The 20589-nt window shown below is 36.1% G+C and carries 22 protein-coding genes and 1 tRNA gene; 7 read left to right on the top strand and 16 right to left on the bottom strand.

Annotated elements, in window-relative coordinates; all coding sequences use genetic code 11:
• Positions 1–5: 5 nt before the first annotated feature.
• Together NMY3_RS09375 and NMY3_RS09370 are read right to left on the bottom strand one after the other, a co-directional pair.
• Positions 6–161 (bottom strand): hypothetical protein, encoded by a 156-nt coding sequence (locus tag NMY3_RS09375; protein WP_196815628.1) that lies wholly within the window; start codon positions 159–161, stop codon positions 6–8.
• 7 nt (positions 162–168) lie between these two features.
• Positions 169–396, bottom strand: a complete 228-nt coding sequence (locus NMY3_RS09370; RefSeq protein ID WP_196815627.1) for a transposase — start codon at positions 394–396, stop codon at positions 169–171.
• 249 nt (positions 397–645) lie between these two features.
• Here NMY3_RS09370 and NMY3_RS09365 point away from each other — a divergent pair, with 249 nt between their 5' ends.
• The gene (locus tag NMY3_RS09365; RefSeq protein WP_196815626.1) at positions 646–909 is read left to right on the top strand and encodes a hypothetical protein; all 264 of its coding nucleotides are present in this window, start codon (positions 646–648) and stop codon (positions 907–909) included.
• Between the two features lie 88 nt (positions 910–997).
• Here NMY3_RS09365 and NMY3_RS09360 read toward each other — a convergent pair whose 3' ends face one another.
• The 10 genes from NMY3_RS09360 to NMY3_RS09315 all read right to left on the bottom strand — a co-directional run bounded on the left by NMY3_RS09360 (position 998) and on the right by NMY3_RS09315 (position 11075).
• Complete coding sequence (locus NMY3_RS09360) at positions 998–1867, bottom strand: fumarylacetoacetate hydrolase family protein (protein ID WP_231099979.1); 870 nt, start codon at positions 1865–1867, stop codon at positions 998–1000.
• Between the two features lie 9 nt (positions 1868–1876).
• Positions 1877–3721, bottom strand: coding sequence for a glutamate--tRNA ligase (gene gltX, locus NMY3_RS09355; protein ID WP_196815625.1), 1845 nt, complete (start codon positions 3719–3721; stop codon positions 1877–1879).
• A gap of 6 nt (positions 3722–3727) precedes the next feature.
• Positions 3728–4735: a polyprenyl synthetase family protein gene (locus tag NMY3_RS09350; protein WP_196815624.1), complete on the bottom strand. Its 1008-nt coding sequence runs from the start codon at positions 4733–4735 to the stop codon at positions 3728–3730.
• A complete protein-coding gene (gene fni, locus NMY3_RS09345) occupies positions 4710–5828 on the bottom strand; it encodes a type 2 isopentenyl-diphosphate Delta-isomerase (RefSeq protein ID WP_196815623.1) in 1119 nt (372 codons plus the stop codon). Before fni ends, NMY3_RS09350 begins: the two co-directional genes overlap by 26 nt.
• Positions 5829–5867: 39 nt before the next feature.
• On the bottom strand, positions 5868–6683 hold the full coding sequence (locus NMY3_RS09340) for an isopentenyl phosphate kinase (RefSeq protein ID WP_196815622.1): 816 nt from the start codon (positions 6681–6683) through the stop codon (positions 5868–5870).
• A gap of 97 nt (positions 6684–6780) precedes the next feature.
• Positions 6781–7821, bottom strand: coding sequence for a mevalonate kinase (gene mvk, locus NMY3_RS09335; RefSeq protein ID WP_196815621.1), 1041 nt, complete (start codon positions 7819–7821; stop codon positions 6781–6783).
• A 47-nt stretch (positions 7822–7868) separates the two neighbouring features.
• On the bottom strand, positions 7869–8732 hold the full coding sequence (gene amrB, locus NMY3_RS09330; protein ID WP_196815620.1) for an AmmeMemoRadiSam system protein B: 864 nt from the start codon (positions 8730–8732) through the stop codon (positions 7869–7871).
• Between the two features lie 7 nt (positions 8733–8739).
• A complete protein-coding gene (gene rpsB, locus NMY3_RS09325) occupies positions 8740–9372 on the bottom strand; it encodes a 30S ribosomal protein S2 (protein ID WP_144730488.1) in 633 nt (210 codons plus the stop codon).
• Between the two features lie 206 nt (positions 9373–9578).
• Positions 9579–10832, bottom strand: a complete 1254-nt coding sequence (gene eno, locus NMY3_RS09320; RefSeq protein WP_196815618.1) for a phosphopyruvate hydratase — start codon at positions 10830–10832, stop codon at positions 9579–9581.
• Between the two features lie 6 nt (positions 10833–10838).
• Entirely contained in the window at positions 10839–11075 is a 237-nt protein-coding gene (locus tag NMY3_RS09315) for a DNA-directed RNA polymerase subunit N (RefSeq protein ID WP_196815617.1), read from the bottom strand.
• Between the two features lie 98 nt (positions 11076–11173).
• Here NMY3_RS09315 and NMY3_RS09310 point away from each other — a divergent pair.
• From NMY3_RS09310 to bcp, 3 genes are all read left to right on the top strand, one after another.
• Positions 11174–11258 (top strand) — tRNA-Leu (locus tag NMY3_RS09310).
• A gap of 75 nt (positions 11259–11333) precedes the next feature.
• On the top strand, positions 11334–12395 hold the full coding sequence (locus NMY3_RS09305; protein ID WP_196815616.1) for a redoxin family protein: 1062 nt from the start codon (positions 11334–11336) through the stop codon (positions 12393–12395).
• Between the two features lie 104 nt (positions 12396–12499).
• Positions 12500–12991, top strand: coding sequence for a thioredoxin-dependent thiol peroxidase (bcp, locus tag NMY3_RS09300; protein WP_196815615.1), 492 nt, complete (start codon positions 12500–12502; stop codon positions 12989–12991).
• A gap of 5 nt (positions 12992–12996) precedes the next feature.
• Here bcp and NMY3_RS09295 read toward each other — a convergent pair whose 3' ends face one another.
• On the bottom strand, positions 12997–13605 hold the full coding sequence (locus tag NMY3_RS09295) for a hypothetical protein (protein ID WP_196815614.1): 609 nt from the start codon (positions 13603–13605) through the stop codon (positions 12997–12999).
• 558 nt (positions 13606–14163) lie between these two features.
• Between NMY3_RS09295 and NMY3_RS09290 the strand changes: the two genes are divergently transcribed.
• Both NMY3_RS09290 and NMY3_RS09285 read left to right on the top strand, forming a co-directional pair.
• Positions 14164–15006, top strand: a complete 843-nt coding sequence (locus NMY3_RS09290; protein ID WP_196815613.1) for a ferredoxin--NADP reductase — start codon at positions 14164–14166, stop codon at positions 15004–15006.
• A gap of 47 nt (positions 15007–15053) precedes the next feature.
• Positions 15054–15389 (top strand): hypothetical protein, encoded by a 336-nt coding sequence (locus NMY3_RS09285; RefSeq protein ID WP_196815612.1) that lies wholly within the window; start codon positions 15054–15056, stop codon positions 15387–15389.
• 112 nt (positions 15390–15501) lie between these two features.
• On the opposite strand, the gene NMY3_RS09280 is transcribed toward NMY3_RS09285, so the two are convergent.
• Together NMY3_RS09280 and NMY3_RS09275 are read right to left on the bottom strand one after the other, a co-directional pair.
• Positions 15502–17031, bottom strand: a complete 1530-nt coding sequence (locus tag NMY3_RS09280) for a B12-binding domain-containing radical SAM protein (RefSeq protein WP_196818518.1) — start codon at positions 17029–17031, stop codon at positions 15502–15504.
• 148 nt (positions 17032–17179) lie between these two features.
• Complete coding sequence (locus NMY3_RS09275; RefSeq protein ID WP_196815611.1) at positions 17180–17605, bottom strand: NUDIX domain-containing protein; 426 nt, start codon at positions 17603–17605, stop codon at positions 17180–17182.
• Positions 17606–18306: 701 nt separating this feature from the next.
• On the opposite strand from NMY3_RS09275, the gene NMY3_RS09270 reads away from it, so the two are divergent.
• Positions 18307–18864 (top strand): GNAT family N-acetyltransferase, encoded by a 558-nt coding sequence (locus NMY3_RS09270; RefSeq protein WP_196815610.1) that lies wholly within the window; start codon positions 18307–18309, stop codon positions 18862–18864.
• 198 nt (positions 18865–19062) lie between these two features.
• Here the strand turns inward: NMY3_RS09270 and NMY3_RS09265 are convergent, their stop codons facing one another.
• Positions 19063–20208, bottom strand: coding sequence for a hypothetical protein (locus NMY3_RS09265; RefSeq protein ID WP_196815609.1), 1146 nt, complete (start codon positions 20206–20208; stop codon positions 19063–19065).
• Positions 20209–20589: the final 381 nt, after the last annotated feature.

Genomic DNA, 20589 nt, shown 5'->3' with positions numbered 1-20589 from the left:
TTAGGTCATGTAAACAAATTGATGCTTTCTACCTGTAAACCGATTATGGTAGCTTTGAATCTATGCTTTGGTATAAAAGCATGTCCAGTCAGAAATACGACATTGCCTATTTCTGAATCATCTTCAAATGTAGAATTGTTTATTGCCTGTCTGCTAAACATAACCATCCTACCCTATCAGATTTAGTTCAGGAGATCTTGTTGGAAGAATTACTAATTGTATTCTTGGATGGTATTTGGCTATCTTTTCTTTTACCTTGTTTGACTTGTGTATTGATACGTTATCCAGTACCAAAAATATCTGTTTGATACTGCTCCTGGCAGAGTTTCCAGAATCATTGCCCTCCTTATCTTTTACCAGACCATACAACGTGTTTCTTCCATCATCGGAAATCAACCAGTGGGTCGTTATCCCTAAAATGCAGGTATTCCAATAATATTAGCATAGGGCTCAGTGTATAGCAAGCATTATAAGTTTGCGCTCAGCTAGAACCTCTTTTGTATAACTCTAAAAGTACCAAAGGACTCTTGATTTTATCGCTAATTGCTTCTTGAGGCCGACATTCTAACAAATAAATAACAAATATGCGCACAACCAGTGTTTAGTTTGATATTCTTGCGAAAAAACCCCAATGAGGATGACCAAATGGAGACAGGGCGATTAAATGATAATATTGAGTCAATTATCAGGTCAATTGAAGAAATCAGTGATGAGCAGAGAGATCTAGTAAAGAAATTTAAACTGGATATGGAACTATTCGCTTCTGAGAGAACACTTGAGAGTTGCGTACAAACTCTCAACCAGTCAATGCAATTAGCAAATATCAGAGAACAATTGGTAGAAACCTACAAACAATATTGCCAGTTATTGGAAAATGAATTAAAAAGGGCTTTACACAAAAAACCTTAGATCCTAATGCAACGGGCTATAGCGACACATAATCACACCAGATTGCGTCGCATATCATCCATAAAATCAGCTATTATCTATACTAATACTAATTAAACAAGATCCGATTCCTGATCGTTCCCAATCCCTCTATAGTAATCTCTACCGTGTCATCATGTTTCAAATACCTAGGTTCTTTCATTGACATGGCTACTCCGGCTGGAGTACCTGTAGAAATGATGTCCCCAGGTTCGATTGTTATAAGTTCACTCAAAGAAGATATTATTTTCCTAATTGGGATAACCATATTACTACTTGACGAATTTTGCCTTATTTCACCATTTACTTTGGTTGTAATGCGTAGTTTTTGAGGATCTTGAATTTCATCCCTAGTAGTTATCCAAGGACCACATGGAGCAAATGTATCAATGCTTTTTCCTCGTGTGAATTGTTTATCTCTAAACTGGATATCTCGAGCAGAAACATCATGGAATATCATGTAACCAAATACAGCATCTAGAGAGTTTTCTTCAGAAACTTTTTTGACTTGTTTTCCAATAATGACGGCTATTTCGGCTTCATAATCTAGTCGCTTTACATACGAAGGGGAGATGACATTTCCATGAGGTGAATTTAATGCTGTTCTTGGTTTTAAGAATATCACAGGTTCTTCAGAAGGAGTCAATCCTGCATCCCGAGCATGATCGTAGTAATTAAAAGCTAAACAAATAATTTTAGGTGGATTTGGAAGTGGGGCCAACAGATCAACTTCGTTTAATGGTAAATCAAAAGTAAGGTTAGCTCCAACAGAATTTACTTCTTCCAGCCAACCACCAAACAAGAATTCTTTGATTCGAGGTGGGATAGGGACTCCAGTCTTTTCCTGTATCTGTTCCTTGGTAATTATTTTCGTACCATCTTCAGAGACAATTCCATATGTTTCTACTGAATTTTTCAACCTAATCCTTGCTATTTTCATTTTTTTAGTTCACCTATGTGTAAATATTGCAGTAGATTTATCATCAATCTTACAAAATCCATATCTAACAAATTGAATGACAGTTCCTAGCTCAAGTTTTGATATATAGGATTCAGATAATCCGCAATCCACTATCAAATTATTTTCATTGTAATTGTCCCCATTGTATAGGGGTAATGGTCTCAAAATCTTATAATTTTGGGAGTTGGATTTAGAAACCCACTGAATCTTTGGCATATGATGAGAAATTTCATTTCCCTTATTTTTTGCATTAATAACAATATTAGGCTCATTTTCGTTGGTTTCATCCTTAATGAGATTTTTTTCAATTGACAAGATTTCTATGTTGCATAAGTCCATTAATCTTAATGTATCTCCGATTTTTAGTTTAATTGCATCATCGTTAGATATATAAATTATATTTCCTACCCGCACCTTTCTTTTGCCCATATCAAGAGTAGGATGATTTCTAATCTCAACTGTATCGACATTAAGACCATCTATGTTCACTATGACTGGACTCTTGACAAAAAAGAGCCTTTGGGCTTTGGAGTCCAGCATTTTCCTATTGAATGATTCCAGTATTTCCATTGAGGGTTTCGTTTCTGACAGTGTAATACTGAGTGACAGAACGAATTTTCTTATAGCTTCTGGTAGGATACCACGTCTCCTTAATCCCATCAGTGTAGGCAATCTAGGATCATCCCAATTCTTTATTATCCCCTGTTCAATTAAGGGTGTAATTTTTCTTTTGGAAACTGGAATCCCTTCAAATTCCAACCTAGAGAATTCAATCAGCCTTGGTTTCCTTAAAGATAAATTATCCAATATGGAAAAATATAATTCATTTCGTAATTCGTATTCTTTAGTCCTAAATGCATGAGTAACGCCGTCCAGGCTATCTTCTATAGGAGCAGCAAAATCATAAGTGGGCCATAACGAATATTTGGAACCAACCTTAGGGTGATGACCATCTTTTATAACCCTAAAAAGAGTCGGATCCCGCATCGCGGTATTTAGACTGGTCATATCTCCTCTGTACCTCAGGATTGCTTGGTTTTGGTTGTATTTTCCTGAGATCATATTTTCAAATTCTGACAAGGTATTTTCGATCGAATTATTCGTACATTTACACGCAATCGCATTTAGGCGGTTACGCTTTATAACTTCTGGTGAACACGAGCAAACATATGCAAAATTTTTTCTAATTAGCTCCTTACCATATTCATAAATTTTAACAATATCATCAGATGTATTCTTTATCTCATCTGGCTTTACTTGAAGCCAATCGAGACCATCTTTTATAGCACTGTAATATTCAATTTTTTCTTTTTGAGGGTTAGTATCATCATATCGCAAAATCAGCTTTCCCCCATATTTTCTAGCATATTCTTCATCAATTACCGCAGCTTTAGCATGACCTATATGAGGGTAGCCATTTGGCTCAGGAGGAAATCTTGTTATTACTTTACCTTGGACAGCCCCTTCCAGATTTGGGAGTTCAAATTCGATATCATTACCGGCCGAGGTTGATTTCTTTTTGTTTTCCAGATCCTTTTGGATATTATTGGTTGTTCCCGTATCATCTTTGTGGTCCTTTAAATAATGATTATTTTCCAAAGTTATAGAGTCGTATAGAGTCTTTTTTTCATTAACTGGCAGAGATCCTAGTTCACTAGTAATTTCTTTTATTTCTGGAACCAAATCTTTTATGTTAATACTTGCTCCCATTTCTTTAGAAATTGAAAAAATCTTTGAAATTACAACGTCGATTCTTATCGTGTTGTTAAACTCCAGCGCATTTTTCAAAGCTATTAATTTAACAGTGTTGACAAATTTCTGATCAGTAATCATTTTGAACTATAAACTCCGCTCTACAATGTATTTTGCAGAATTTTCTAACGAAATTAATGCAGGAGATCGGTCATAACTTTTCAATGTCTCGAATGCTTCCTTAGCATAACTGTTTGCAATGTCACGAACTTCCCTATCTACCCTAATTTCAGCAATCTTATTTACCATCTCTGCAATTTCAGAATCTTTCGCATTCTTACTTCCAAACAGGTGTCTTAATAAATCCTTATCTGTAGATTTCAAATTCTGAAAAGCTAATAAAATGGGTAGAGTTTTTTTTCCCTCTCGTATATCATTTCCTACAAATTTGCCAGTTACTTTGGAATCGCCATGAATTCCAATTAGATCATCAATGAGTTGAAATGCAATGCCGATTTTTTTCCCGTAGCCAGACATATTTTCCAAGTCTTTTTCGGTAAAGTCGGGTGAGGATAGAGTACCTAATTCGCATGAGACTCTAAATAGTGCGGCGGTTTTTTTTTCAATCATTTTGATGTATAAATCTGTAGATGAAAATTCATCGTCTTGAGCCATTTGTATATCCAAAGCCTGTCCTTCGCAAACATCTATACACGAGGTTGATAGCAAATCAACCATCCTTAAAAGGACAGATTGATTGAGTCCAACCTTCTTTCCATAAATAGATATTACTTGAAATGCTTTTGAAAAAAGGACATCTCCTGCTAAAATTGCCAAAGGAATTCCAAATTGTCGATGTACTGTTGTTACATTATGCCTAACGTTATCATTATCCATTATGTCGTCGTGAACTAATGTAAAATTATGAACCAATTCCACAGAGGTGGCAGCTGGAAGTGAAGATTCTAGACTCCCATTTAGAAGTTCGCTTGATTTAATGGTCATAAAAGGTCTCAGCCTCTTCCCCCCGCTCTTAATGTAATGCAGGGAGGCCGTATACAAACCAAAAGGCTCACCGGAAATATTATTGAGAATAAATTGATTTATTTTAGAAGCAACAAAATTGATTTCAGTTTTTATGTCCTCTGAACTCATAACTATTCAACATACTTGCTAATTTATCTTTCAATATATATCTTGTATTCACCAAGGAATCAATATCAGGTGACCCTAGTAAGAACATCGTGCCTCTCAGCTGTGCCAATATCAGCTGCGTAAATTGGTCTAACTCATATTCAGATTCTGCGGCCTTCCTTAAAAAAGGAAATGCCATTGCACACATTTTAGCTCCAAGCATCAAGCACTTGGCAATTTCTAGGCCATTGCGGAGTCCGCCTGAAGCAATCACGGGGATTTCTATTGATCTTGAAGCCAATAATACGCATAGAGCAGTTGGAATACCCCAGTCCCAAAAAAGATTACCCAAATTAGATTTTATGTAACTGTTGACATTATCCGCTCTTATTTTTTCAATTCCGGCCCAGCTCGTACCTCCAGATCCTGCCACGTTAATGGCCTTTACCCCAGCACCTTGAAGTTTGAGGGCAACCTCAGGAGAAACTCCAGAGCCTACTTCTTTGACTATGACAGGAATATCTATTTCTTGTACTAGAGTAGTTATTTTTTGTAGAACGCCCTTAAAATGTGGTTCCCCCTCTGGCTGAATTAGTTCTTGAAGTGGGTTTAAGTGTATGGCCAATGCATCAGCATCAATCATTTTTATGATTTTTTTGACGTCATCTATTGACAATCCTTCAGCAAGTTGGGCTCCACCTATGTTTGCAATCAAAAAAGCATTTGGGGCAACGGTCCGAGCAACAGCATAACTCTTAACAAGTTTGTCACTTTTTAGTCCAGCCCTCTGGCTTCCAAGCCCCATTGCCAATCCGTATTTCTCAGCTATTTGGCCTAGTCTCTTGTTTATGACTAGTGCTTCATCAGTACCACCAGTCATAGAGTCAATGATAATTGGAGCAGAAAAGTTCCTACCAAGGAAAACTGTATTTAACCTTATATTCTCGAAATCAATTTCAGGTAGTGCATTATGGACCAAATAAACATCCTCCAAAAGGGTTGTATTTTCCTTGCCCTGAACCTCTTCTTTTAAAGGAATGTCTATTCCTTCTTTCTTCCTTTTCTTTATCAATTCAATTTGTTTCTCTGAGATGGAAGGATTTTCTTCGGTCATACCTAATTCCCTCCTAGACTTGAATATTTCATTTTATTGTTAACTCCCAGACCCCATTCTTATACATGTGCCAATGTATTTACGATCATGAATTATATCTAAAATCCTTTCTGGATGGAAACCATTGATTAAATATGTTGAAGTACCTGATTTTGCAATTTGAATAGATTCAGTTATCTTTCGTTTCATGCCTCCTGTAACATCAAAAGAAGTCTCAGGGTTTTCTTTTTCTGTCTCACCTTTCAAGAAAATATTGTTGATATCTGTTTTGCCCACTCGAATCTCCCTAACTATTTCCCCTTTACTCATATCGTCGTATAATCCATCTACATTAGTGGTGAAAATAGAAAACTGTGGATGTAATTCTGTGCACAACATGGACATTATTGTATCCCCAGAAAGAATTGAAAAATTATTTCCAGAGGTATGTATCACATCTCCAAACGTAATTGGTATAAGCTCATTCCCAGTGGTCATATCAAGGATATTATGTATCCTAGTAGGGTCCGCTGCACCGTTAAATACGAATGCGGATGGTTGGATCGAATAAGGTTTAAGATTGGATTCTATGAATTTTTTGATAATTATATGATTTAGTTTTATCATAGATTCATGGACCACAGATACACCTTGATCGGAATATGGGTATGACTTGGTATGCATATCATATTTTACAGACCAAAAGTGACCAAAAGAGCCGCCACCATGTACAATAATAATCTTAAAATTTTTCTTTATCTCACCTATTACTTTTAATATATTATCGATCCCCTCGTAGTTTGGGGTTAAAGGTTTTTCTTTGAATGTAACTACGGATCCGCCTAACTTTATGATTATTAAATTACTAGATATCAAGACGTATTACACTAGTGAAATCTCAAGATATTATTAATTATGTGATTAAATAAAATGTTTTAGGATATAGATTCTATCGACAAATGTGCTATGGTATCTAGTCATCACAAACGATCCTCAGCCCCTCTTGATCAATTTTTGCAAAAAAATATTTTAGATTTAACAAATCTAATCTTTTCAAGATATTTTTGATAACTGAAATATCATCCTTATGTAGGAGAGACAAGACAGAGCCGCCACCCCCAGACCCAGTAATTTTTGTTCCCAATGAACCCCCTGAATTACAAATATTAATTATCTTATCTAGTATTGGATTAGACAACGAAAGACTGACTAACAATTCGTGATTTCTATTTAAGAGTACACCGATATCACCAACCTTTTTTTGCTCAAGGAAATTGAGGGCTTGATTATAAATATCTCCATACTTATTACATAAGTTATCAAAATCATTAGGAAAGTTATTTCTGATTTTGGCTACCTTCTTAACCATAGAAAATGTATCATGGGAAACCCCACTATCGATTATCAGAAACCGATAATCACTAAAATCTATTGAGATCCTTTTAAAACCATTTAATTTGTCGAAATGACCCAACCCTCCAAATGTGCAAATACTACAATCTGCTCCCGAAGTATCCCTATTGAGTACCTTCTCCGCGTTAATAGACTCATAACAAACCTTATCCTTGTTGACCATGTTATCTAAATAATGGTAAAGAGCACCTGTTAATGCAACACAAAAAGCTGAAGAAGATCCAAGTCCTCCTCCTAGTGGAATTTCAGAATCTAAACTAATCATAATACTATACTTTGATCTATAATCAAGGTTTATCTGTGTGACAAGATATTGGATAACCCCATAAAGCTTTTTGATAATTTCATTATGCACACTATCTTGACCAACTGGAAAGTATAGCACCGAGTTTTTAATAGTGGCTCTAAAACCTAGATTTGATTCAATTTTGATTTCATCGGTTGTAGATGGAGAGAAATCTACTTTTACCTTGAATAACTTATCTATTGACGCGATTAAAGATGGATATCCATAAACCACAAAGTGCTCTCCAAAGAGGATCACCTTCCCTGGTGCTATTGCTTCTATTTGGCGTCCAAAAGTGGTAGTATTTGAATTCAATCAAACTCCCCTCCTTCTGCTTATCCTCATACTCATCCTCAAGCCCTCTAAAGTATCAGAATCGACGAATAACCCACGACTGAATCCTTTTTGTCATCAATATCACCACTTGTTAGATGTTTTAACAAAATAACATCAAGATTTCCGAATAATTTTGAAAATTCTATAGCAGTAGCTACACAGCCATATCCACAAACATATCGAAAATAGTTCTTTAAGTTATCATAAAATGAGTCGAGGTCCATCTTCGAAATCTCCGATATCAGTTTCTTATCAATAGCATAGCATTCCTCATAACCTAGATAGTGAGTAAAGTTAGTGCTAGATAATAGTATAACTTTTTCATCTTGGGGTATGATGCTTGCCAATACCTTTGCCAACTGTACGCATGTCTTTTTGTCCTGTTTTCTTTGAAGTATAGGCAAGAATGTGAAATTATCCTTCTTTAGCACTTGGATAAATGGTAGCTGTGTTTCAATTGTGTAATCAATTTCAAATGATAAAGAATCTATTTCTACAAAACCGGCATCACTTTTCTTTATCAAATTATGTGCCATGGTCTTGTTGATTTGTGCTGGCCCCAAAGGAGTATTCCAAGTACCTTGCTCCAACACGGAGATGCCTGGACTCGTTCCACGATGATCGGATGATAGTATTATGAAATTTTGGCATTCTATCTTGTCTATCAGGTAATAAGTGAACGCAGACACATATCCAGAGTAATCGTAAGAACCATGTGGGACTATGAAACTCAGAATTTTCTTATCTCGAATGTATTCATTTACCATTTGTAAGAATTTGCTATCTACAGAAGAGGAATTCAAAAGCGAAAAAAAGCTCTGAATTGAAGCATTTAATTGCCCATAATCTTTAGGATAAAAAACTCCACTAAAGTTATGTTCACGTGTCAATATTTAATTAAATCAATTCTTCAACCAGTTTAGCCTCGAAATCATCTATTGTCAATGGCATCTCAGAATCAGATTTTATCTTTCCTTGCTTTTTGAGGACTTCTTTTGTTAAGAGCCAATAAACAGTAGCTAGTGCTTTTCTACCCCTATTATTTGATGGAATTACAAGATCAACTTTAGAGGTAATATTGTCACTATTTGATAATGCGATTACAGGGACCCCAGCTCTTGTTGCTTCCAATACTGCCTGCTCGTCAGCCTGCGGATCTGTGACTATTACTATTTCGGGCTCCAGATATTTTGGTAACGAAGGATTCGTAAATGTACCAGGCATAAATCTCCCAAATATACCACGAGCACCTGTTAATTCACAAAATTTTTCTATTGGTGTTTTCCCGTACTCCCTTGCAGATGTTACTGCAACATTTGCGATATTCGTTCTACCTATAAATTTGGCTGCAACGTCAATTCGGGCCAGCGTTTTACTAATATCTAGGATATACAATCCTTCTGGATTAGCACGAGTTATGAATGATGTCATAAATTTAGTTTTGATTGGGGTTCCAACCCTGATCCCAGTTGACAATATCATTTTCTCTAAGTTATTAGGATCCTCCAATGATTCTGATTGTTCTACCATATCTGACGAACTGTTCGAATCCTCATCGCTTATACTAGTTTGTTCAATTTGTTCGGAATTCCCGTAATCTTCAGGAGATTCATCTGCGATGCCAGTGGTATTGTTTGAATCTTCTTCCTCAGTTTTAGGGGTAGCATCATTAACAGTTTTATCTAATTGTTCATTATCAGAATTATTAGGAGAATCCAATTCATCAGTATTCATATTCATGATATATTGCTCCATTTAGCCATTCCTTCTATTAAACCATACTCTGAAACTCTTAATAATTCATTTAATTTGGAAATTCTTTCTCCCCCTACAACACCAGTTTTTATCATTAGTGAATTTGTAGCGATAGAAATATGAGAAATATGACTGTCAACTGATTCACCCGATCTATGAGAAGTAATGATTTTGATGTTATTGTTGTTGCATTCTTCCGCAAATAACATTGCATCATATAAAGTACCTGCTTGATTTACCTTCAGAATTGCTCCAGAACATGCCTTTTTTTTAGCAGCAACTTTTGCTCTATTTGTATTAGTAACCAGCAAGTCATCGCCTGTAACAAGACACCTAGGATTACCTTGAGTTACGATTGACATATTCTCAAAATCCTCTTCATGTAATGGATCTTCGGCATATATGAGGTTGTAGTCACGGATCAATCTGTTAACGTACTCTATCTGCTCCTCTGTTGTTCTTGTGACGCCCTCACGCTTGTAGTCATATACCTTCTTATTATTATCCCATAATGAGGAGCTTGCAAAGTCTATGCCCATTCTAATCTCCTTTTTTGGATCATAACCACAGCTGATAATTGCGTTTTCCACTAACTCAATGGCACGATCATTTACAATAGAAGGTGCCCATCCTCCTTCGTCTCCTTTTCCATAAGTAAATCTACTATCGATTTTTTCGATACTTTTTTTTACTTCTTTATGAATACTCGAATTCAAAGATATTGCTTCGATGATCGATTGTGACTTTACAGGACAAATCAAGAACTCCTGCAAGTCTGGGGTTCCCGGCCCAGCATGAGCACCTCCCCCTAGGACATTTCCTAAAGGGTACGGGAAACTAATCTTATCCAATTTGGGGTTCAAGACTTTGTAGAATGGAACATTCATGGCTTTTGCAGCCGAATCTACGCTTGCTAAAGTAAGAGCGTAAGCCACCGCACCCCCAATATTTGAATAATTATCAGAAGGATCCAGTGTTTTAATTGCATCATGCAGACTTTTCAGGTCTGCGCTGTCAACATCAATAAACTTACTCTTTAAATTTCTAAAATTTTCAAGGGTTAATTCCGGATCATTTTTGACAAAGCTTTGTGCCTCATACATACCAACACTAGCACCCGATGGAGCACAGGCCCGACCTCGATATTTGTTGTCAGATAGTACATCGATTTCGATCGTTTTATCTCCTCGGCTATTGAAAACTAGCCTTTCCTCAATTAAAGTGATTTTAGGCAATCTTTATCATTCCATTTCAGATTGTATCTCCGCCCGTCGTTTCCTCAAAGCTTCATAATAGGGAATGACCTGATATATAGTCTCTACGCTAGAAACGAACATTCTTCTACAACAGTATCGTGTAATTTTCAAAGAATCCATAACCTTATTTGGTTCTTCTCCTTGTTTTAATTGGGTTAAATATTCATTATATATATTAGCTATCAGTTTTCCACATGTAAAGCATCTTACTGGAACAAGCATGATATAAAAAAATGATCTCCATAATAAAAATCATTCAAATAGCATGACTATCTCAGTGGGAATATTCAAATTATCCCTCAAATAATAAAAAGTCAAAAGCGGGAGTCGCCCAGCTTGGCCAAAGGCGTAAGGTTGAGGGCCTTATCCCTCAGGGGTTCGTGGGTTCAAATCCCATCTCCCGCATTTGATATGACTTTAAAAAAATAGCGTAATGACTAGAAAACAGACATAAATTACATTGGATAAAATAGTCTTTAGATGAATATTATACCTGCCGTATTAGCGCCAGAGTTCAAAGACATCAAGAATTGGAACGATAACGCAATGCATAGCATAAAGGACCTAAAAGGTAAGGTAGTACTTTTAGATTTTTGGACATATACTTGCATTTTTTGCTTAAGAACCATTCCAACAATAAAAAAGATTAAGGAGAAATATGCGGATAAGGGTTTGGTGGTATTTGGGATTCATTCGGCTGAATATGAGTTTGCCAAAAATATCGCTAATATCGGAAGGGCACTAAAGGAGTTTGGAGTGGATGAGGATGTAACCGGATATGATAACAACAACAAGACTTGGGAAGCATATGGGAATTCGTACTGGCCCAAGCACATATTAATAGATAGGGATGGGTTTGTTAGGTACGAACATCCTGGGTATGGAACCTTTGATGATTTTGAAGAAGCCTTGACCGATTTACTTGATCTCCCATTCTCTGATCCAGAGTTGCTGCAGGACAAGAAAGACGGAAAATCAGAACTAGACAATGATCTCACTCAAAATGACAAAGAACAACAGAACAATAAGGAACAAAATGAAGTGACTAAGATATACGGAATGCATTTTGACGGCATGGCCCCTGAGATCTGTGTAGGGTACTCACGTATCAGAAGGTTTGGAAATAATCAAAAAGCTAAAATTAATGAATATAATGTATTTACCGAGCCCCAAACAGTGATGGATAATACCGTATATTTAAGGGGCAAGTGGAGATGGGATAAAGAGGGTATAGTAGCATCATTTGACAACAAAGAAATTCACCCCGCAATAATCTTCAAGTACAATATGGCATCAAATGTAAACGTGATTGTTGGTAGCACCGATGATAAGCCTGCAATAGCTGATATGAAGTTAGATGGCAAATACTTAACTGATAAACAAATAGGCTATCATGGAAAAAAAGATAGTAGATCGAGTTTTTTTGAAATCACATGGCCACATATGATGAATATAGTCAAGACTCCTAGTCCTGAAATCCATACCCTAGAAATATTGCCAAAGACTGATAATTTCTATTTTTACACGTTTGTATTTGGTTAATAAACAAAAACATATACCATGATAAGCACAAGGTTGAGATGCATGGTTAACAAAGAGCCAGAATGAAAACAAACATGTATTTTTTAGTGTGCTAACAGTACAATATGACAAATCAAAAAGACTATGAAATCCAAGTTAAAGAGGGTGACAAACCTTTCGACTTTGAGTATCAGGATTCAAAGGGTAATAAATTCAAACTCTCAAACATGTTAGGGCACAAAAAGATAGTTATTTACTTTTATCCAAAGGATTTTACACCTGGTTGTACCATAGAGGCCGAGGAATTTACTCGAGATAATGCTTTATTTGAACAACAGGGGATCGAAATAATTGGAATCAGTTCGGATTCTAACGATTCTCATACAAAATTCAGAGAAAAGATGAATATCCCTTATATGCTTGCATCTGATCCCAACAATGAAATTTCAAAGGCTTACGGGGTGTACGGGCTCAAAAAATTCATGGGAAAGGAATACTATGGAGTTAATAGGTCAACTTTTTTGATTGATCAAAGCGGAAGAATTGCCAAAATATATTCGAGTGTTAAACCAAGAGGTCACAGCAAGGAAGTTCTTGAATTTTTTAAAGATTTATGACGAGTTCACTCAACGGCTGGTTCATCTGTCTCATATCCATAAATAGACAACAGGATCTTATTAATTTGGATTTCAGTAGTGTTAAATTTTGTGAAATAATCCATATTGAGATTTATTGTATCGATGTTTTTCTGATTAAGAACGTATTTGACCGTGTCGTCTTTATCCCTTTCACGGTATTCATGCGTTAATTCAGAAACCTCTAACAGTATAGCATTGCCGTGTTTGTTCAAGTCAATCAAGTCTTTGGCCCTTATATTAGGTTGAAGTAGGACATCGACCAATTTATTTATGAACATAGTAATTAGTAAGCGCATTTTTTGAAATTTTAGCTTGAAGACATCGTGATCAGGCAGAACGGGAATGTAATTGCATAGCAGAAACTGATACTCATCTAGATTCTTAGTTATGGCAAAAGAAATACCTATCCCGTCTATTTTGTCTTTTAAGGCATTAACATTCTTGCAATTAAGTAATACTTTTCCTGTTTGATCCTTGAGCAACAGATTGTTAGACGATATACCATCAGAAGCCAAAAATTTCTTACAGGACGCTGGAGAAATAACAGACTTTGAAATAAACGAGCGCATAGATTCGGTCAAACTTTCGGTCATATTCAAAAAGTACTTATACTATATAGTAATTCTGATAGGCTCCTTAATAAAAAAAGAGATCGAGTAGCCCATCAATCTAATTTTTATACCGTGTCTATTACTTTTGAATAAAAGAATTGTCAAGAAATAAGTATAAAATACTATCGAGGTGTTATATCCGTCATTTTTGATTTTTATGCTTTCGCATAAATAATATAAAACGATTTATATGTTTCATCAAACCCTCATACAGTATTATTTGGCATCCAACATGAATTTGATTTGCGATTGCCCTTGTCACAAGAAATACGGCGATAAATCCATTTGTCAAAAATGCATTGAGAGGCACAAAGGTTCTCCTTACTATAATATAATTAAAAAGTTCAACTAACTCTGCTTGGGTATGCGTTAGACGGAATTTCATTGGTTCGTAAACTACAAAATTCAATCTGATTCAAATGTTGTCATAACAAAATCATTTTGGGCATCATAATCACTAAATCGGAAGAGAAGGCAATATTGCTTTAAAAATAATTAGAACAAAATATTTAACTAACTTGGCTCAAAACAGAGAATATTATGGTAGTAGACAATAAGGCAACAGTTTCATATATCAGGGTTTTAAAGGAAGACCTTGCGATATTTCATATTAAACCAAACGAGGGCCAAGTCCCAGACTTTAAACCAGGTCAGTTTGTTACCTTGGGTTTGAATGTTCCTAATGAAGGTAAGATAATAAGGAGAGCATATTCAATCGCCTCACCTCCAGAACAAAAAAAACACTTTGAGCTTGTGGTACGATGGGTTAAAAAACCACTGCCCGGAAGGCTCACAACTCAGTTATTTGATAAGAGGGAAGGTGATGAGATTAATTGGGTAAAGCCTACGGGTATTTTTACAATTAATGAAAAAATGCCCGATGGCAGTCCAGATGATAGGAGATTAGTCTTGATTGGAGGTGGAACTGGTTTAGCCCCTTTTATATCATACTCGCTGCACCTGAAATCAAAGGGGACTAAGAGGCAAATCGTAGTACTTCACGGAGCTAGCTATGTCGATGAGCTGAGTTATAGGGAGTTATTAACCGAGCTGGAAGAACAGAGTTTAGAAAGTGGAAGTAATGAATGGAACTTTAGATATCGGGCAAGTATCAGCAGACCCCAGGAATGGTTCAATAGATCATGGAACGGACATAAGGGCAGAGTAGAAACATTCCTACGCCCCAAGCCAGGAAAGGATAAATCACCGTTGGAAGAACTCGTGGGTGAGAAAATCACGCCGCAAAATACATCATTCTATGTGTGCGGGTGGCAGGGCACCGTAGATGGTGTTTTGGATTCCCTAGTACCAAAGGGTTTTGTAACTGAAAGGAACAAGAGAAAGGATGGCACATTTGACGTCAAATTCGAATCATATGGATAAACTTTTTTATAAAGTTTATTTAACCTACTTTCAGATAGTTAATTTAAATGAAATTTGAATTTGAAGAGTTCGAAACCATCGAAGATGTTTTAATATATTTGGTTTCTGTGGCCCCCTATATGAAACAAATCCTACCAATTAGTTCTTACAAGGGATACGTTTTTTCGATGGTCCCGATTACCCCTTTATCGGGAGAAACATTACTCATGATTTATACAAAAGGGAATCTTGAGCATGGAATGTACGAATTTGATATATCGGTAAAAAAACACAAATTGGTCAATGTCATGGAAAGAGCTGATAAGAACTATTTTATCGTCATTACACCTAAGAGAGACACCATTGCTGATGCAGCCCTAAATCAAATTAGCTCATCACAATAGACTTGGTGCCCCCTCTCGGTTCAATTCTATTAACCACTACTCATATTTTTCATTAAAACCCTAGCTATGATCGAAGCATAAGATTATAGTTGTAAAATAAACTCGTACTTTTTCATAATTTTGGAGGCATGGGAGCGGTGACAGAACGCGGTCTCACATACTTTGCAACAATATCTTCAGCAGGTCTGCCTTCAAATAAGCCTTTAGAAAGCCCACGTAAATATCTCATGATGGCCCATGTTCCAAATTTTATAAGCATTGCCATGAATACCTTCATCGCAGGTCCGTAAGATTTGTTACGAATAATTATGGGTATAATATCGCTTATTACCCTAAGATTATGTTGCCAACATGTCCAAAAGAGTGCAAATTGTGATTCGTTTAAATTTCCAAAGTGCATTGAATTTTTCTCAGAGAAATCCTGATACAACAATGGAGCGACCAATCCCCTCATATTCATTTGTCTGAAATCCTGGATCAAATCAATAGTATATTGAGTCTCATCGGGTGTTTCATCAGGCCATCCAATTATTAATGTTAATGCTGGAAACCAATGATTCTGATTGAGTATTTTGCATCCCTCTCTTACAACTGATCCCCATTCTTCTGGTTGGAAAGGTCTCGTTTTTACTCCAAGGTGTTTTTTTACCATTCGCGGGGCAACAGTTTCAACTCCGAGGTTGGTTGCAAGCCAGCGACCATTGTTTTCCATATCATTAACCTGCGATATATTTTTTATCAGATCTGGTGATGAAGCAACGGCGGACAAAGTCATGTGTGTAGTACCGACGAAATTGGCTCCTATCGATTTGAGACCCTTCCAGACTCCTAGAATCGCATCTTGGTTTGGAACAAAATCTTTGTTATCGCAACCATAAAGTAACATCTCATCGGACTGCAGCCAGATTGAATCGAAACCATATTTTATGTTTATTTTAGCTTCTTCTTGCAATCTCTCTAATGGAATGTCTTTTTTAGATCTTTTATTGACGTCACAAAAATCACAACCGCGTCCACAACCTCTCATCGCTTCAATTAATGAGTTGATAGTGGGTCCACGGATAACGGGAATATTTTCTATATTGCGCACAAATGTATGAAGGAGTTCGGGTGCGTCCCCAGCTTCTAAGTCATGGAACAAATCCAATGCTAACTCATCTGCCTCACCTATAACTACGGTATCAATTCCGTGAATTTTCATCCTTTCAGGTTTGGCTAATTCCCAAGACCCATTACCTCCAACAACAACTTTAAAATCATATTTCTTTTTTAATTGAATGATTGAAGCGCACATTTTTTTAAATTTCATTGCCACATAAGATAATTTTTCAGGTGACATCGTCGTGGTAACCGGAGCCATTCCTAACGGGTCCATGACATTTATTCCTACAACTTTGGTTTGTGGTCCAATACATTTTTCTAACATTTCCGGATGGGCTAGAAATACCTCACTTTTATCGTATTCTCGAATTAGTGCACTTTCGATACGACGTAAGCCACATTGGGCAACTTTGATTTCGCCAGTATTCTTATCAGTTTCAACACTTGGGCAAAAAAGTTTATCAAAAACAAATTCAGGAACAAGTTCGTATGGCCCACATGCAATGAACCCATAAAGAAAATTACCTCTATAGTTGGTCATCAAACTACGATCGGCAGTTAGCACAATTCTTTTTCCAGCAACCATTTTTTAATCTATATCCGCTTCTATTAATAAAACGTAGGTATAAAATTATTTTCATAGCATTTAGAGTATGCAGAGTAGGACTGCAACTTTGTAAATAAGTCCATCAATAAAGGCCTCGTCTTCTACCTTTTAGTATTATGGATTTCAGTTGACGGTGATCTAAAAGAGAAAGCGCATCTTGATATGTTGTCCATTTGAAACCTTCGTGCTCGTTTGATATGACAACTTCTCTAACTGGAGTAGTTGCAAAATAAAATTTAACTTCCTTCTCTGATCGAATTCCATCAGCTCTAAAATATTTGTACTGAATCTTGCCGATGTACTGGTGTATGTCTAGATCAATAATTCCGGTTTCTTCCTGTACTTCTCTCTGTAATGTCTGAATTTCATTTTCCCCTCTTTCTTTGTGGCCTTGAGGAAATCCCCAAAATCCACGTTTATTTCTTAACAGTAGAAATTCTGAATGATCTCTATTGAATTCAACAGATTGATATCTTATTATTGCACCCACTGATAGCTCTATCGTCACTCTTCTCTATCCCAATTACGTAGACTGTAAAGTAATAAATATAATACTGTTTCTATGGATTTTGTTCAGCCTACGAAAATAATTGGATGTATTTGTTAGATAGAGGCGCGATACAGCACTGTTAATGATAAATGAAAGATCTAGTAGGATTAAGTCCGCAAACAAAAAATCTTGAACGCTTTATTCCGTCACTAAGTCTCTTTACAAAGATACACTACCAGAGTCCTTTTTCAGAGTCCAGATATACTAAGACATGGCCAAATTAGCACACACACAATATCCATAGCATGTATCTATCCGCGCACTCTATGAAGATTCATATAAGAAATAGCAATTCGAGAATCAACCTTCTACCTATCATAGACCAATATCATAAAATTCATTATTGGTTTCATATCTTCATTTCGATTGAGATTCATAACCTTTCTATACGGACACATCGATATCATTCAAAATAAAACCTCGTTTTCGCCCAAAAAATTCACGACATGGTCATAAAATACTCTGAATAGCCCAAGTGAGTTAGACGTTCTTCAGACTTTGCGATTCATCAAATATCTGATGTTACTAACTTACAATACAAGACCTACAGAGAGATAATTGTTATGAAATAGATCATAAGGTTAAAAACCTCCGATTTAATTAAGCAGTGATGGATTACTCATCTTGTTTGATATATGCTTGAAATCCATGAAATAACTATGGAGTACAGTCATATAGTACTCCGCCCGCCCACGCCTGATGATTTGAATGGTTTATGTAGTGCAGCTGCTGACGGAGAAATTTGGAAAAACCCATTCACATCATTTCCCAGCATTGAAGAAATGTCCATTTATTTGCAGAATATGATTAAACATGATAATAGTAGTTTGCCATTCATTATAGTCGACAAGGATTTGAAAATCATAGTGGGGACAACCCGATTTTTTAATATTGATCACCAAAATTATAGGGTAGAAATAGGCCACACTTGGATTGCAAAATCTTATCGCAGGTCTTCCGTAAATACTGAGGCCAAATTTTTGATGCTGCAATATGCATTTGAAAAGCTACACTGCATCGCAGTAGAAATAAGAACTGATGTTCTAAATCAAGTATCAAGAAAAGCAATCGAAAGAATTGGTGGAAAACAAGATGGGATCTTACGTAATCATAAGATAATGAGAAATGGGAGGATAAGAGATACGGCCTGTTATAGTATTATTAAAGAAGAATGGCCCAACGTAAAGGAGAATTTATTAAACAAACTAAAAAAGTAGGTTTGGAATGGACCCATCTGTTACTTACGTAGAACCCGAACTTTCTAGGAATCATTTTGTAATTAGGGAGTATTCGATCGCTATTGCACAAATTCTCCCATTTCTCATTTTTCTTTAAGACAAATCGGTAAGTAGAACCTGTATCTCCATTTCATACATAATAGAAGAAAATAAAGTATAGATAATGCTCATAACGATCTAACTTTCTTTTTTTCTTTTGTCAAACAACACCTTAGCAAAAGCACCTATGAAAGCGCCGGCAAAAATCCCTATAAATGACCCATATGTCCCCCAAAACTCCTTAAAATGATCGTTAATGGTCTTTGGAGCTATTACAGTGACGGTCAAGTTTATTGGTTTAGTCAAATAACCTACAGTAGGATACTTCTTCGAGATTTCAACTTCTGGGTCCACCTTTCCCCCATACGAATCCACGCTTATTGGTTTTGTTATTACGGCCTCAGAAGGTTCTCTTATAGTAACAATCAAGGGAATCGAGTAAATGCCCAATGGAGTCTCTTTAGGAATATCAATTTTAAACAATGGAGGTTGAATTCTTTCTACATTTACAACTATTTCACTAGAGTTAAACCCAGAGGCTATGGCATATTCACTATTTTTATCTCCTGATAGAGTAATGTTAACCACGTCGTTTGAAAATCCAGTGCTAGATTTTATTCTAGCAGGAACCATCATATTTTCTCCCTGTCTGATCGAAATATCCTCTGGAGATGTTGTTACCTGTAATGTAGGTGGCGGAATACTAACCCAATTCGTAAATTGTCTCACTTCGTTAGACCCTAATGACTCTGCAGAATAGAATAGTAGATTATAATTGCCAGGATTATTTATCGTATCTAGATCTAATGTAAAGTCAACAGAACCCAGGTATGCACCAGACTCATCATAAACTTCCGTAAAATTTGTATTTGACCCGATCAATTTGTAACCGCCTGTTGATGAAAGTTGGTATATATAGGCACTTAGATGACCACCCGTTAATTCCACATAGAAATCATAATCTGCCCCTCTATATCCTGTCTCGGAATTAGAATCAGCATCTATAAGCATTCCATAACTCACTTTGTTAAGGGGTTTTTTGTAGCTAAAGTCCGTATAATTACTAATGCCGGCGTTCAACCAAAGAGTGGCATTTAGGGTTTCACCGTCGCTAAGATAATTTACAGCTAATATGTCGGTGTAGTTGTTTTTTAAATTAAGATCGCTATTACCATAAGTTTGAAACCAATCATGATTTTCGTTTATCATTTCCTGCAATTCAAATGAAGGAGAAGATAATGCATTGACTGATTTATGATTAGAGGTGGCTGAGAAGGCACCCACAGATATAAACAAAATTAAATAAAATATAATCGTAGTAAAATTAATCTTAATAATTTCCTTTTGTATGTGCCTAAATAAGGAATAGTATGACCTGATAACATGATCTTATCATTAGTAGATAAAAACTTTTGCAGGGTGTTTTATAGGCTTCATATTCAACCATGCATAACACATATGAAGCCAGATCACGTCCATTTGGTGGATAAGGACAATAATTGCCAGAAGGAAGCCAAAAAAAATTAATAACTTTTTGATTTCAGATTTTATTTCAAAAGTTTTTGACGCTATAGAATCCACTGTTGCACTTTTGTTGTTCCTTTTCTCCATTTTTTGCAGAATGGTATTCCTGTCACTTTTGTAAAGGTAATAATGATAGGTTAG

Origin of the sequence: Candidatus Nitrosocosmicus oleophilus, from assembly GCF_000802205.1 — an archaeon.
Lineage (GTDB): Archaea > Thermoproteota > Nitrososphaeria > Nitrososphaerales > Nitrososphaeraceae > Nitrosocosmicus > Nitrosocosmicus oleophilus.
The sequence above is the reverse complement of the archived record's forward strand: the minus strand, read 5'-3'. Positions and strand labels throughout refer to the sequence as shown.